Raw genomic sequence first — 15871 nt, forward strand, 5'->3', positions numbered from 1 at the left:
TTCAATGTTGAGATCTGCACATTACATATGCTCTTTAAAAGCGGTCATCTTTCTGCTCTTTTTATTTTCCGAAAACGTATCTGCCCAGAGTTTTAAGCTCCTTCGTTACGATGAGAATTATGAATATTTAAAAGATTCTTCAGACACTTTTTATAACAGGGTGAAATTTCTTCCCCTTAATGAAAAGAAAGATATCTATCTGTCTTTTGGAGGCGAGGCACGCTATGAATATGTAGATTTCAACAATGAAGATTGGGGAAGACTGGATATAGGACACAATAACTTTTTTCTGCAGCGATATGATCTTCACGCAGATATGCATGTAGGGAAAAATATCAGGGTATTTTCACAGGTCAGAAGTGCCTTACAGAACGGAAGAAAAAACGGTTCAAGAGGTATTGATGAAGATCAGTTAAGTATTCAGAACCTTTTTATTGACGCTAACCTGATCAATAAAACAGATCAGAAACTGACTTTCAGGCTGGGACGTCAGGAACTTGATTACGGTTCAGGAAGATTGATCTCTGTAAGAGAAGGTCCCAATGCAAGACTTTCTTTTACCGGGGCTAAAATAATGTATTCCTATAAAAATGTTTTTGCAGATGCTTTTGCCATGATGGCAGATAGTATCAATGCAGGAGTTTTTGATAATAAGACTTCAAAACAGCTCAATCTTTGGGGTGCCTATTCTAAAATAATTTTTCCAAAAGCCGGAAACCTTGATCTGTATTATATCGGGATACGAAGGGATGAATCCGTTTTTGAATCCGGTACAGCCAAAGAAAAACGCCACACAGTAGGAGGGAGATTTTGGAAATATGGCGGTGGATTTATCTATAATCTTGAAGCCGCGTATCAGTTTGGAAGTTTTGGAGATCAGCATATCAGTGCATGGACAGGTTCGGTGGATATTGGTTATCTGTTTGAAAATGTAAGATTCAGACCCGGCATTAACCTGAGGAATGATTACATTTCCGGAGATCATTCAAAAGAGGATGGAAAGCTTCAAACGTTTAATCCTCTCTATCCAAAAGGCGGGTATTTCGGGTTCAGCCCACAGATCGGGCCGGTGAATCTTATAGATATTCATCCTTATGTAACACTGGACCTAACCTCCAAACTCAAAATGCAGATGGATGTTGTTTTCAACTGGAGGTATGCTCTGCAGGATGGGGTGTACAGACCGAGCGGAGTGCTCAATCGTCCGGGCAGTAATTCTGATAAAAGATATATCGGAACAGCCTATTTAACCAATTTTACCTATAGTTTTAATCGTTATTTCTCTTTAGTAAGCGGAATTCAGTACTTCAGAAAAGGAGTTTTTATTGAAGATATTATTCCCAATGCTAAAAGCGGTGTCTTCTACAATATCCGATTAGGATTCAAATTTTAATCATTACTAAAATCATTTATTATGCAAAATTCAATATCAAAATATTTTACTTGGTGCAAGGCGATTTTTGTCGCATTGATTCTGACAAGTTCAGGAGCCCAGTTCGTTTCAGCGCAGACATTAACTGAAACAAAAGCAGCAGTAGGAACTACCACCACATGGGGAAAAGTAGACGGGGTTTCCGTTGTGGGTCTTGTACAGGGACCATCTGCAGCTGTGGCAGACCTTCAGATTGCCTGCGTTTTCGAGTATACAGAAGGTGATATTTTCAATCCACCCGCACTACCTGCCGAACTGAACGGGATGGTTCACCTGGATGAAGCATTAAAGGGAATCATTACAGAAGTCAGAAAAAAAGGTCAGTTCAAAGGATATGCTTTGGAAACATTACTCATAACACCACCAAAAGGAAGTTTAGCCTCTAAAAAACTCTTGTTGATAGGATTGGGCGACAGAAATTCTTTCGATGCCGGATTAATGAAAAAAGTAGGAAGCGTTGCAATGAGAGAAGCTTTGAGGCTGAACGTAAAAACGGTTTCTTTTGCCAGTGATATTAAAGATGCCGGAATAGATTCTCCCACGGCATTGGTTGCCGAAAATGTGGTTTTAGGAGCATTTGATGCCTATCGTACCCAGTTGTATCTGGACACCCGGCATTTATCTGAAAAAATAAATCTCCAGAAACTGATATTGCTTGCAGGTCCATCATTTTTCAATGTTGCAGGCGGAGGAATTAAAGAAGCAATTACCAAACTGAACACCCCATAATCCAATGAAAGCAGATCTTATTTTATATAACGGAAAGATTCACAGCTTCAGTAAAGAAATAACTGATATTTCAGCTGTTGCCATGAAGGAAGGCAAAATTATCGCTGTAGGAAATGACGGATTGATAGACCAGTTTGCAGATGCAGCTACAGAAATGATCGATCTTAAAAAAAGGAGAGTAGTTCCGGGAATTAATGATTCCCATATTCACCTGATCAGGGGTGGATTAAATTATAATCTCGAATTAAGATGGGATGGTGTCCCTTCATTAGCCGACGCTCTTCGAATGCTTAAAGAACAGGTTGACCGCACTCCTTCGCCCCAATGGGTTCGTGTTGTGGGCGGATGGTCAGAGTTTCAGTTTGCAGAAAGAAGAATGCCTAGTTTAACAGAAATCAATGCCATTGCTCCGGAGACGCCTGTTTTTATTCTGCATTTATATGACAGGGCATTGATGAACAGAGCGGCATTAAAAGCAGTGGGGTATACCAAAAATACTCCGGCTCCTCCCGGCGGGCAGATTGAAAGGGATTCAAACGGCGAACCGACAGGACTTATTATAGCAACACCGAATGCCATGATTTTATATTCAACTTTAGCAAAAGGTCCAAAACTTTCGTATGAACACCAGGTAAATTCCACCAGACATTTTATGAAAGAACTGAACCGGTTTGGGATTACAAGTGTAATTGATGCGGGAGGTGGCTTTCAAAACTTCCCCGATGATTATAAGGTGGTCAGTGAACTGAATGAAAATAATCAGTTAACGGTGCGGATTGCCTATAATTTATTTACTCAGAAGCCAAAGAACGAGTTTGAAGATTTTACTGAATGGATTGATACCGTTAAGCTTTATCAGGGTGATGATATGTACCGTCATAACGGTGCCGGAGAAATGTTGGTTTTTTCTGCCGCAGATTTCGAGGATTTCTTACAGCCAAGGCCGGATCTTCCCGAAAATATGGAAGCTGATCTTGAAAAAGTAGTCCGTTTACTGGTTGAAAACAGATGGCCTTTCAGGCTTCACGCAACCTATAATGAAAGTATCACAAGATTTTTAAATGTATTTGAAAAGGTAAATCAGGACATTCCTTTCAATGGCCTTCCCTGGATTTTTGATCACGCTGAAACCATTGACGAAAAAAATATTGAAAGAGTAAAAATGCTCGGCGGCGGAATTGCCGTTCAAAGCAGAATGGCTTACCAGGGAGAATACTTTACAGACCGCTACGGTTCAGCAGCCGCAGAAAATACACCTCCTATAAAGAAAATGCTTGAAATGGAAGTGCCTGTTGGCGGCGGTTCAGATGCCACAAGAGTCAGCAGTTACAATCCCTGGGTTTCTATGTACTGGCTTACTGTGGGAAAAACAGTTGGCGGACTTCAGCTGTATCACGAAACGAGGCTGGACAGAAAAACGGCATTAGAATTATATACCAAGGGAAGCGCATGGTTTTCTCAGGAACAGCAGAAAAAAGGAGACATTCAGGTAGGAATGTTTGCTGATCTGGCAGTTCTTGATAAAGATTATTTCACGATTGAGGGTGAAGAAATAAAAAATATAGAATCGGAAATGACAATAGTTAATGGTAAGATTGTCTATGCAAAAGGAGAATTTTCATCCTTCGCACCACCTTCCATCCCTGTTCTTCCCGACTGGTCGCCTAGTCATTTGTACAATGGTTATTATCCCGCCGGCGGACATTTGCAGAAAGAAATTGGAAAAAATGCAAAAGCAGACCTTAAAGCACCTCTCGCTTCACAAGTCCACAGTTGCGCGGGAAGTTGCGATATACATCACCACAATCATGACGCAGCAAGGATGAGTTCTGTTCCTGTTAATAACTACCATTCATTCTGGGGTGCGTTGGGATGTTCATGTTTTGCTTTTTAAACGTTAAAAAATTATGGAAATTTTAAAACAAATTCTTGAGTCAGATTTAGGTTCTTCTTTTAACGACTTGGCTTTCCTGGTTTTCCGTGTACTCTTCGCCATCCAGTTATTCAGAGTTCACGGGCTGAAAAAATTCAGGCTGGAAAACGGTCAGAAAGAAATTATTCCGAATCCTCTCGGACTTCCGGAAAAAATGAATGCTTTGGTGGCCTCGTTTGCCGATTTGGTCGTTCCTTTTTTAATCATTTTAGGTTTGGGAACCAGACTCGCCATATTGCCTGCAATTGGTGTAACGGCGATCGGCTATTTCATCGTTCACAGAAAAGATTCTCCCGAAGTGAGGGATGTACCTTATATGTACACCTTGTCTCTACTCTTAATTCTTGCCTTGGGTGCAGGAAAATATTCACTCGATTATTATTTATTAAATATACTTTAAAATGAAAACTTCAATAGGAATAAAAAATGAAAACTTGGCGAAAGTCGCTGAGGTATTGGTTCAGACGCTGGCAGATGAATTTGTACTCTACACCAAGACAAAAAAAGCCCACTGGAATGTGGAAGGAGCAGATTTCTACAACAAGCATCTGTTTTTTGAGGCTCAATATGAGCAGCTGGATGAGATCATTGATAATCTTGCCGAAAGAATCAGAACATTAGGACATTATGCGCCGGCTACGTTAAGAGAATATCTTGCCCTGACTCATTTGTCTGAACATCACTTAGAATCCAATGACAGTCTCACCTATATGAAAGAACTTCTTTCTGATCATGAAAGTATTTTGATTCACCTTCGTGAACATATTGAAAATTTTGCTGTTGAATTTCATGATGCGGGAACCAGCGATTATATCACCGGATTATTGGAAATCCATGAAAAAATGGCTTGGATGCTGCGTTCACATTTAAAATAAAAAGGATGGAAGTAAAGAATAATATAGGCTTTGTGACATTACTTTTAACCATGATCGCGGGATATTGTGATACAGTAACTTTCGTATCGGCGGACGCTGTTTTTTCAGCACATGTTACGGGAAACTTTATTGTATTTGCCTATCAGTTGGTGAAAGGTTCCGATGTTCACGCATGGGTAAAGCTGCTTACTTTTCCCGTATTTATCCTGGCAGTTATCACTGGCGGGCGGATTGCGTACAGGGTTGCGAATCATTATACCATTCTGTTTTGCGAAGGACTTTTGCTATTATCAGGAGGAGGTATCGTAGCCATATTGAGCTATGCCGGTATTTTTACAGAATGGATGATGTATGCCGTTGCTATGGTCGCTGTTTTTGCGATGGGGCTGCAGAATGCTTTCGGAAAACTATATGCTAAAGAAACGCACGGACCTACTACAATGATGACCGGAAATGTAACCCAGGCATCTTTGGACGTTGGAAATTTGATAAAAAACGGTTTTAACGATGCGGATGCCCTGACCAGCTTAAAAAAACAACTGGTAACTATTTTAGGTTTTCTGACCGGTTGTTTTTTAGGAGCTTTTGCAGGGAAACAGTTCGGTCTTGTAACACTGGCTTTGCCGGGCTTGGCGATGATCATCTGCTATCTTTATCACCGTAAAATTTAGTCTGTAAAGACTGGTACATAATTGAAGAATGAATTATCTTTAAAAAATGAATTTTACCCTTTATTTTATTAATAAAAATCCACTAAAGGTATTTTATTTTTCATTTGTTTTACTGTTTTTAAGTATCTCATTAAGAGCTCAAACCAGGGAAAATCCTGTACTGCTGAGGAAGCAGATCTCTTCTTCAGAAAATGATAAGCAGAAAACAGCTTTATTGCTGAGGCTGAGCAATTTTTATATAACCAAACAGGGAGAAATGAAAAAAGATCTTGACAGTGCGGAAGTCCTTAACAAAGAAGCAAAAGTGCTGAGTGTAAAATCCGGAGATAAGCTGAACAAAGGTAAATCTATGTTTCTGGAGGCAAAAATAGATAAAGAAAGAGGAAATAAAGCGGTTGCCTTTACAAAAATGAAACAGGCTGTCAATTATTTTGAAACCAATAAAATGGCTGAACAGGCGGGAGAAGGATACGAAGAGCTTTCTTTTATGTATGATAATGATCCCAAAAATATGGACATCAAAATAAAGCTGAAAGAAAAAGCCCTCATGCTTTATAGAAATTCAGGAGTGAAACTGAAGCAGGGCTCTGTTTTGAAAGATCTGGGTGAGCTGTATAACATAATGGAAAATCCGGATAAGTCGATACCATTGCTTAAAGAAGCTTTATCCGTTTATCAATCGGTTAAATTTAAAGAACTGCAGGGCGTTTATAATTTCCTTTCTCAGGCTGAGGTTCAGAAAGCAGATTATGAGGAGGCTTTACGTTACGGGCTTTTAGCTGAAAAAACAGCTGAGAGCCTTAATGATAATTCGCTGCAGATGAGCTCTATATGCAACCATATAGGAATGGTTTATTATTATCTGCGACAAAATGATGATGCTATAAAATATTGGAAAAAAGCATTAGCCATCGCAAAAAAAAGCAATGATAATTCATACATACGTACTGTGGCCAACAATATCTCTACCATGTTGATCAGACAAAAGAAATTTGAGGAAGCGATTGCCATGATCAAAGAATATAAAGCCCGGTATCCGATTACAGACCAGGAATTTGAAATGACTGAAAATTACATCCTCTTCAGTACGTATACCATTCTTAAAAAATTCAGTAATGCTGAAATGTACTACAAGATACTGGTGAATTATTATGGTGAAAACGGAGAAAAGAATAACAAGCAAATTTCATTGTTGAGAAGCTTTGTTTTTTATCATTACCAGACCAGGAATTATAATGCGATGTATCGTGAGGCAAAGCTTTTTGATTCAATAGCCAAAAAAAACGGGAATGACATGTTGCGCTCCGAAAATCATTTGATTTGGTTTAAAGCAGATTCTGCCAGGGGAAAGTATCTTGATGCAATTGAACATTACCAGCTGTATAAAAAACTCTCAGATTCTGTTTTTAACGGCGAAAAAAGCAAGCAGATCAACAGCCTGAAAATTCAGTTTGAAACAGAGCAGAAAGATAAAAATATTCAGTTGCTTACCCAGAAAGGGAAAGTTCAGGAAATTCAGATTACCAATGATACTTTTGTAAAGTACATTTTTATAGGAAGTATTCTGGTGCTGATTATCTTTGCAGCCTTACTTTACAACCGGTCAAGACTGAAAAGCAATGCCAATAAAACGCTTGAGCTGAAACGTAAGCAGATCGATGAACAGAATGAACAGCTGAAAAAACTGCTGTCCGAAAAAGAATGGCTGCTGAAGGAAATCCATCACAGGGTAAAGAACAATCTGCAGATCGTAATCAGCCTCCTGAATACACAGTCAGCATATCTGGAAAACGAAGATGCTTTAATGGCCATTCAGAACAGCCAGCACAGGATGCACGCCATGTCTTTGATTCATCAGAAACTGTATCAGTCGGATAATCTGTCAATGATAGATATGTCGTGGTATATTTATGAATTGATCAGTTACATCAGGGAATGCTATTCATCAGAAAAGAAAGTCAGTTTTACAATGGATATTGACAAGGTTTTTCTGGACGTTTCGCAGGCTGTACCAATGGGACTCATTGTCAACGAAGCGATCAATAATACCATTAAATATGCATTTCCTGAAAACCGGAAAGGAGAAGTTATCGTCACTTTTAAAAGTACCGGAAAAGATGATTTCGAATTGATTGTCTCTGATAACGGAGTAGGACTTCCGGAAGACTTTAACATTGATGAAAGCGAATCTCTAGGCATGAATCTTATGAGAGGATTAACTGACCAGCTCGACGGAACTTTTCTCCTGGAAAACAAAAATGGTTTAAAGATCATCATCAAATTTAGGAAAAAAACAGAAATTGATATTTCAAAATAAGAAGTTGAAATTTAAATCAGAATGAAAGAAAAAATTTTAATTGTAGAAGATGAATTCATCGTGGCCAATGATCTTAAAATTATGCTGGTAAAAGCAGGCTATCACATTACAGGAATTGCCTCTTCAGTAGTTCAGGCCAGGAAATTAATTGCAGAGAATAGGCCCGATTGGGTTCTTCTTGATATTATGCTCAAAGGCGATCTTACAGGAATAGATCTTGCCTGGGAATTGCGTGAAATCAGCCTGCCGTTTCTATACATTTCTGCCAACACCAACCAGTCAACGCTGGAAGCGGTAAAAGAAACCCAGCCTTATGGATTTATGGTTAAACCTTTCCGTGAGCGGGATCTGATCGTCATGCTTGATATTGCCAGGTACCGTTTCGGTATCGAGAAAGGGAATGAATTTGTGAAGAATATTGATCATGAGACTATTGAAGGCATTATCGGAAAAAGCAGCAGTCTTCAAAATGTTGTAGAAAAGATAAAAGTGGTGGCACCTACCGATACTTCCGTGCTTATAGTAGGAGAAAGCGGAACCGGGAAAGAAAAAGTAGCTCATGCTGTACACGAATTTTCGGAGCGAAAAGATCGTCCTATTATCGTGGTGAACTGCGCTGCATTGCCTTATTCTCTCATTGAGTCTGAACTTTTCGGGCACGAAAAAGGAAGCTTTACAGGGGCCAATACCATGAGAATCGGGAAGTTTGAACAGGCAGACGGAGGAACCGTTTTTCTGGACGAAATTGGTGAATTACCACTGGACTCACAGGTAAAACTCTTACGTGTCTTGCAGGAAAAGGAAATTGAGAGGTTGGGCGGGAATAAAACCATTAAGGTCAACGTCAGAATTGTAGCGGCAACCAACCGGTCTTTAGAAAAAGAAGTGGCGGAAGGAAGATTCAGGCTGGATTTATATTACCGGTTAAATGTTTTCCCAATTGAGCTGCCGCCATTAAGAGAACGAAAAGAAGATATTGAATTGTTAGCTGATTTTTTCCTGACCAAGTATGCGTCAGCTTCAAGACGAAATATTACTTCAATACGTCCAACAGCATTAAATCAGCTGCATAATTACAACTGGCCGGGAAACATAAGGGAATTGGAGCATCTTATAGAAAGAAGTGTTCTCCTGGCAAAAACGGCAGAAATTGAGAGTTTTGATCTACCCGATACCACAGAAAAATCTTCTGACCAGCCTCAGGGTCAGTTAAAATCGATGGAGGAAATGGAAAGAGATCATATTCTGAGTGCCCTGCAAAACTCCAACGGAAAAGTCTCAGGAATAGGAGGAGCCGCAGAATTATTGAAAATACAGCCCCAAACCCTTTATTCTAAGATGAAAAAATTAGGAATTGATAAAGGGTATAAATAAGCCTGAACAAATAATTTACACATTTAATCTTGTTGAAGTCACTTATGGCTAAGTGAAGCATTTGTCATGAAATTTTCAACCTAATTGAGCTAAAAAAACGATCAATAATTATGGAAAAAGAAACCGTCAGAATAGAAGGATTCAGTGATGCTGTTTTTGCGATTGCCGTAACACTGCTGGTTTTGGATCTTCATTTACCGGAAGAACATGCAATAAAAAACGGAAATGATCTTTTCATCTTCATAAAGAGTCAATGGCCTGCATTTTTAGCTTTTATCCTTTCTTTTTTCAGCATTTTTATCATGTGGGTAAACCATCATAAAATTTTCAAACAGATCTACAGCCGTAATTCTGCCATTATGTTTGCCAACGGGTTGATCCTCTTTTTAGTTTCTGCCGTTTCTTACCCGACTGCTTTACTGGCAAGATATTTCAATGGGGAAGCGTCTTCCATGGTTGTGGCTTTCTATACGGGAATTTTTATTCTTATTAATTTTGCATATAATCTGCTTTGGTTTTTAGCCGGTCGTAATAAAAAACTTTTACGTCCCGGAATTACCGATGCTGCCATCAAAAAAATCCGCAACAATTACCTGTATGGCTTTCCGATTTACCTCATTGCTTTGATCTTCTCCTTTTGGATTCCTGCAGTTTCCTTAACAATACTATTAGGTTTGTGGATTTTCTGGGCCTTATCTTCAGGGAAAATTGAAATGAGTATGAAGAATCAGAAAGATTAATGGCTTCAAAGCAATTTTTTATGTTTTATCGTTCTTGTTCAAATAATGTCCTTTCCGTATTCCTAGTTTTTGCATTTTTGAAATTAGTGTGGTAGCCGGTAAACCTAATAATAATGCTGCTCCCTGAGGTCCGAAAATTCGCCCGTTGCATTTTTCAACTGTCTTTAGAATATGTTCCTTTTCCACCTGATGTAATGTTTTGATCTGAAAATCCTGATCTATGCCTTTGACGTTAAATGCCTTTAGATCCATTTCTCTGATCATATTATCTTTTGCAGTGAGAATACTTCTTTCAATCATGTTTTCAAGTTCACGGATGTTTCCGGGCCATGCATTTTCACACATGGCATGTATCACTTTTTGAGAGAAGCCGTTAACTTTTCTACCTGTTTTTAGATTGAGTTTTTTCAATAAATAATTGGCCAGCAACGGGATATCCTCTTTTCTGTCGCGCAATGCAGGTAAATGGATAGGAAAAACATTGAGACGATAAAACAGATCACTCCTGAAATTTCCTTCCGCAACCTCTTTTTCCAGTGTCCGATTAGTGGCAGCAATAATTCGCGCATTCACTTTAATGGTTTTGTTCCCGCCGATTCTCTCAATTTCTTTCTCCTGTAAAACCCTCAGTAATCTTCCTTGAAGAGCTAATGGGAGTTCTCCAATCTCATCAAGAAAAATAGTACTGCCATTAGCCTGTTCAAATTTTCCTTTACGCTGTTCTGTAGCCCCTGTAAAACTTCCTTTCTCGTGCCCGAAAAGTTCACTTTCTATAAGGCTGGCAGGAATAGATGCGCAATTAATTCTGACCATTGATTTGTGAGACGAAGAAGAAAGCTCATGAATAGTTTGGGCTATCAGCTCTTTCCCGGTTCCTGTTTCTCCATAGATGATTACATTGGATGAGGAAGAAGCTACTTGGGAGATTTGCTGATAAATCTGCTGCATGGCTTCACTGTCTCCAATGATGCCATTAAATCCTTCTTTATTTTCTTGCTCATCTTTTTTAGTTGTTTCACTATCTTTTTGAAAATGGGTTGCCGAGCCCTTAAAGGAATCCTGCCTTTCAGAGAAAAAAATGTTTCTGATAGTGATTGATAATTGGGTAGAAATACCCCTGAATATTCTTTCCAACCGGTCATTAAATTCAATGAGATTTTGGTAGAAAAGAAAAATTACATTTTTCTGATCTCCAACAGGAGGCAAACAAAAACCTACAGCCATATACATTCCCAGTTTTTTTGCGCTGATAAGATAAGGCGGTATTGATGTTTTCCTTTCAGAGAAATCTTTAAGATAAAAAATGACAGGCTCCGAAGATTGTAAACATTGTTCAAAATAAATATCCGGTAAATCGTAATGGCTGTTATCATGCTTTTCAGTGATCAGGGAGCTGTAGAAAATCTCCTGTTTATCATCCTTTTTAGTAACGATAGTCACATTATTAAACTGATATTCATTTTTAAAGGTTTGATTTAATACAACATTGAAATGATTTTTATCTAAGATTTTGGCAAAGGCAGAGGTTATAGATGAAATTACCATATACTCTTTCTGCATTTCCTGAAGCCGGGTCCTCATTAAATCAATATTTTGATCAGACTGTTTGTTCATAAAGATCTATCGATTGAAAGGATAAAGATAGAGAAAACAGTATTATTTTGTGACAGATTCATTACATTATTTCAAATCAGAAAAATGGCTGCACATTACAAAATAAATAGTGGGCATTTCTGGGCTGAACTCCCTTCTTAACTGTAATGCAAAATAAAGTAGGCAATTAGCGGATGGTTTAGTCTCTTTTTTGTGATATAGGTTAAAAAACAACTTATTTTAATAATTTTCTTATTATATTTAAATTTTTAAATGTTATAATGAAATATTGTTGATAATATGAATAAGTATCCAGTTCCTGACAATGAAAACGAACGAATTAAAAAGTTGGAACTGCTTAATTTGTTAAATTTACCAAAAGACCCTCAATTGGACGTTTTTGCGGAGACTGCGTGTTTGGTTTCCGGCTGTGAAAATGCTCTTATTGCTATAATGGAAAGCCAGACCCAGACAATACAAAACTGTGTAGGAATTTCTTTAGACAGGGTAGATCGCCAAAATACGGTTTGTCAGTATTCTATTGCAAGCGGGGAGGTTCTGGTCATTAATGATACATTATTGGATGAAAGGTCACGCGAAAATCCACTGATTATATCAGGAGGCATTCGTTTTTATGCCGGTGTCCCGTTGATTGATGATGAAGGATTTGCCCTGGGCACGCTATGCGTTTTTGATTATGAGCCTAAATCTTTGTCAGGCAGCCAGGTCTCAACTCTTAAAAAACTGGGCGAAGCTGTTACCAAGCTTTTAATCGGGAAGAGAAAAAACCTTCAGGCAGAATATTTTCAGCAGATTTTTGACATCTCCAATAATCCGATATGTGTACTTGATAACCAGCTTATTCTGAAAGATATAAATCCTGCTTTTAGACTGGCTTTCGGATTAGATAATGATCACTTAACTAATTTGCAGTTTTTAAATCTTGTCGGAGATCAGAATTATAATCTAAAAGAAAAAATAGATTATCTTCTTCAAAAAGATGAAGAACTGATCATTACCACAACCACAAAGATCCATGAAAACAGTTATGTCATCATAGAGTGGTATCTGAAACAAAATCAAAATCATTCTGAAATTTTTTGTTTCGGAACTAATATTACCCAGCATATTGAAGAAAAACTGAAGATGGAAAGTTCTGAGCGTCGTTTCAGAAGCTTTTTTGAAAATGCCATCGGTTTAATGAGTATGCATGATATGGAAGGCAATATTCTTGAGGTTAACAAAAAAGGAAGAGAAGTCCTGCATTATTCCGAAGACGAAGTAAGCGGACTGAATTTAAAAGACCTTGTCCCGGAAAAAAACTGGGAATTACTTGATAGCTACCTGCAGCGAATTAACGAAAATAAGGAGGATCTGGGTACCATGATCCTTAAAACAAAGGAAGGGGTGGAGCTGATATGGATGTATCACAACCGTGTAGAAATCAATAAAGAAGGAAAGCAATATGTTATAAGTACAGCACTGAATGTGACTGAAAGAATGACGCTGGAAAGAGATCTTGTGCACACAAAAAAAATCCTTGAACAAACCAGCGCTGTGGCCCAGGTAGGAGGATGGGAAGTCAACTTGAAAAATAACTCTGTATTCTGGTCCAAGACGGCAAAAGAAATTCACAAAATCAACCCGGAAGCTCAACCGGATTTTAAAAATGCATTGCTCTTTTACAAGGAAGAGGACAGACCTCGGGTCGAATTTTTATTTAATCGTGCAGTGACACAGGGGATTCCTTATGATGAGGAGTTTCAGCTTGTACGCAATGACGGAGTTACGATCTGGGTGAGGGTAAAAGGGATACCTGAGTTTGAAGATGGTGTCTGTACGAGGATCTTTGGAATCATTCAGGATATTGACGAATTTAAGAATCTCTATCTTGAACTGGAGAAAAAAGAAGCGATGATGCAGTCGTTTGTGATGTATACTCCTGTGGCAGTGGCCATGTTTGACAGAGATCTTAATTATCTCTCCGTAAGCAGCAGCTGGAAAGATGAGTTTCATATGAATGATATGAAACTGGTGGGCGAAAATATTTTTACCATCTCACCGAATGTTCCCAAAGAGCGTAAGACGATATACCAAAACGCCCTGGCAGGCAAAGCATATAAAAATGAAGACTTTACCATCCGGGTGGATCATAAAGAAGGTCTCCAGCATTATAACCTGGAAGTAACGCCATGGTATCTGTCCGATGAAGTAATAGGCGGGATCATTGTATCTGTACAGAATATTACCCAGATTGTAAAAACCAATGAAGAGCTTAAAAAAGCCAAGAAGATGGCCGATATTGCAAGCAAAGCAAAATCAGAATTTTTAGCCAATATGAGCCATGAAATCCGTACCCCGCTTAATGGAGTAATAGGATTTTCTGACCTTCTGCTCAAAACGCCGCTGAATGAAATGCAGACGCAGTATCTGAACTACATCAATGAATCCGGCGAAAACCTGCTAACGATCATTAATGACATTCTTGATTTTTCCAAAATAGAATCCGGTAAAATGGAACTTTTCATTGAAAAATCCAATATCTACGATCTGGTTAGCCAGGTAATCAATGTTATTCTTTACCAGTCCCAGAAAAAAAATATTGAGCTTCTTCTGAATATTGAACCGGGACTACCGAAAATAATATGGGCTGATGAATCCAGACTGAAGCAGATCCTTATCAATCTTTTGGGAAATGCCGTGAAATTTACCGAACATGGCGAAATAGAACTTAAAGTCGAGAAACTCCATAAAAACGGAGAAAACATATCGCTTCGGTTTGCAGTGCGGGATACAGGAATCGGAATTCCGGAAGATAAGCAGCAGTATATATTTGATGCCTTTACCCAGGAAAACAGCTCTATCAGTAAACGGTATGGAGGAACAGGACTCGGGCTTACCATTTCCAACAATATTCTGAACTATATGGGAAGCCGTCTTCAACTGAACAGTACACCTGATAAAGGATCCGTATTTTTCTTTGACCTGGAAGTGCCGTATGAGATGCCTGAAGTGACCAATGATGAAGAGCTGCCTGTACAAAATGTACTTATTGTTGATGATAATGAAGCCAACAGGATGATTCTTGAGCATATGCTGGCTTATAAAAATATTAATTCAAAATTGGCAGCCAACGGAATGGAGGCTCTTCAGATTTTATTGGCTGGAGAACATTTTGATGTTATTTTGATGGATTATCATATGCCTGTGATATCAGGACTGGAAACCATAGAGAAAATTAAAGCCTTATTCCACCAGCAGAATAAAGTTTCTCCGCTTATTATCCTGCATACCTCCTCAGAGGAGCATGATGTCATCAATTCTTTCCGCCAGGAAGAAAAATCGTATTTTCTGTTGAAGCCTATAAAATCACAGGAATTATATAAAACACTGAAACAGGCAGTAGAAGAAAAAGAGAAAGAAATACCTGCAATAATTCCGCAGGATCAGCAGGAGCTGCTGGAAATGCCGGGTCTGCAGGTACTTCTGGTAGATGATAATCCGGTGAATATGGTCCTGAATAATAAGATGATGAAATATCTTATTCCTGACGTAGAACTTACAGAAGCGGTCAATGGACTGGAAGCTGTAGAATTGTGTAAAGGCAACCATTTTTCCCTTGTTCTGATGGATGTTCAGATGCCTGTAATGGATGGCCTTGAGGCAACAAAAGAAATCCGTTTACTCCCGGGATATATGGATGTACCCATCATTGGAGTTACTGCAGGAACAATTCCGGGCGAAAAAGAGAAATGCCTGGAATCCGGAATGAATGACTTTATTTCCAAGCCGTTACGGCAGTCAGACCTTTTGGGAGTACTGAAAAAATATCTTTCTAAGGGAGACACTGAAAATGTTGTGAAGACTGAAAACTATCTTGACATCAATCTTTTGAAAGAGCAGATAGGAGAGGATGATGAAGATTTTAAAACCATGTTTTTAAACCTGGTGGTAACCGAACTTAGCCAGGCGGACAACAACATTACCGTGGCCGTAGTGGAAAGAAATATGGAAGAGCTTAAAAAAATACTTCATAAGCTCAAGGGAACTGCCGGAACTGCCGGATTGATAAAACTTGCAGAAACCGTTTCATTTTGGGAGAACAGGATCGGGCAAAACATCGATCTTTCTTCTATGCAAAAAGAAGTCATTCATGAAATATCAATTGGACTAAATTTAATAAAAGCCTTACTTAAATAAAAACTAG

Annotated in this window: 11 protein-coding genes; 10 read left to right on the plus strand and 1 reads right to left on the minus strand. The window is 38.6% G+C overall.

The features are described from left to right. Positions 1-4: 4 nt before the first annotated feature. From AC4IFE_RS16750 to AC4IFE_RS16790, 9 genes are all read left to right on the plus strand, one after another. A complete protein-coding gene (locus tag AC4IFE_RS16750) occupies positions 5-1393 on the plus strand; it encodes an alginate export family protein (RefSeq protein WP_490758285.1) in 1389 nt (462 codons plus the stop codon). A gap of 21 nt (positions 1394-1414) precedes the next feature. Beyond that, positions 1415-2161 (plus strand): M17 family peptidase N-terminal domain-containing protein, encoded by a 747-nt coding sequence (locus AC4IFE_RS16755; RefSeq protein ID WP_490758286.1) that lies wholly within the window; start codon positions 1415-1417, stop codon positions 2159-2161. A 4-nt stretch (positions 2162-2165) separates the two neighbouring features. Then, positions 2166-4055, plus strand: coding sequence for an amidohydrolase (locus tag AC4IFE_RS16760; RefSeq protein WP_490758287.1), 1890 nt, complete (start codon positions 2166-2168; stop codon positions 4053-4055). Positions 4056-4068: 13 nt separating this feature from the next. Beyond that, the gene (locus AC4IFE_RS16765) at positions 4069-4494 is read left to right on the plus strand and encodes a DoxX family protein (protein WP_490758288.1); all 426 of its coding nucleotides are present in this window, start codon (positions 4069-4071) and stop codon (positions 4492-4494) included. Between the two features lies 1 nt (position 4495). Next, on the plus strand, positions 4496-4969 hold the full coding sequence (locus AC4IFE_RS16770) for a Dps family protein (RefSeq protein ID WP_490758289.1): 474 nt from the start codon (positions 4496-4498) through the stop codon (positions 4967-4969). 5 nt (positions 4970-4974) lie between these two features. After that, complete coding sequence (locus AC4IFE_RS16775; protein WP_490758290.1) at positions 4975-5640, plus strand: YoaK family protein; 666 nt, start codon at positions 4975-4977, stop codon at positions 5638-5640. Between the two features lie 46 nt (positions 5641-5686). Next, on the plus strand, positions 5687-7957 hold the full coding sequence (locus AC4IFE_RS16780) for a histidine kinase dimerization/phosphoacceptor domain -containing protein (protein ID WP_490758291.1): 2271 nt from the start codon (positions 5687-5689) through the stop codon (positions 7955-7957). Positions 7958-7978: 21 nt separating this feature from the next. Further along, positions 7979-9331 carry a sigma-54-dependent transcriptional regulator gene (locus AC4IFE_RS16785; RefSeq protein WP_490758292.1) on the plus strand — a complete coding sequence of 451 codons (1353 nt, stop codon included), beginning with the start codon at positions 7979-7981 and terminating at the stop codon, positions 9329-9331. A 110-nt stretch (positions 9332-9441) separates the two neighbouring features. Then, positions 9442-10071 (plus strand): TMEM175 family protein, encoded by a 630-nt coding sequence (locus AC4IFE_RS16790; protein WP_490758293.1) that lies wholly within the window; start codon positions 9442-9444, stop codon positions 10069-10071. Positions 10072-10089: 18 nt separating this feature from the next. Here the strand turns inward: AC4IFE_RS16790 and AC4IFE_RS16795 are convergent, their stop codons facing one another. Further along, positions 10090-11685, minus strand: a complete 1596-nt coding sequence (locus AC4IFE_RS16795) for a sigma-54 interaction domain-containing protein (protein WP_490758294.1) — start codon at positions 11683-11685, stop codon at positions 10090-10092. A gap of 279 nt (positions 11686-11964) precedes the next feature. Between AC4IFE_RS16795 and AC4IFE_RS16800 the strand changes: the two genes are divergently transcribed. Then, positions 11965-15864 (plus strand): response regulator, encoded by a 3900-nt coding sequence (locus AC4IFE_RS16800; protein WP_490758295.1) that lies wholly within the window; start codon positions 11965-11967, stop codon positions 15862-15864. The last annotated feature ends 7 nt before the right edge of the window (positions 15865-15871 follow it).

This window comes from Chryseobacterium sp. UF-81, from assembly GCF_058245105.1.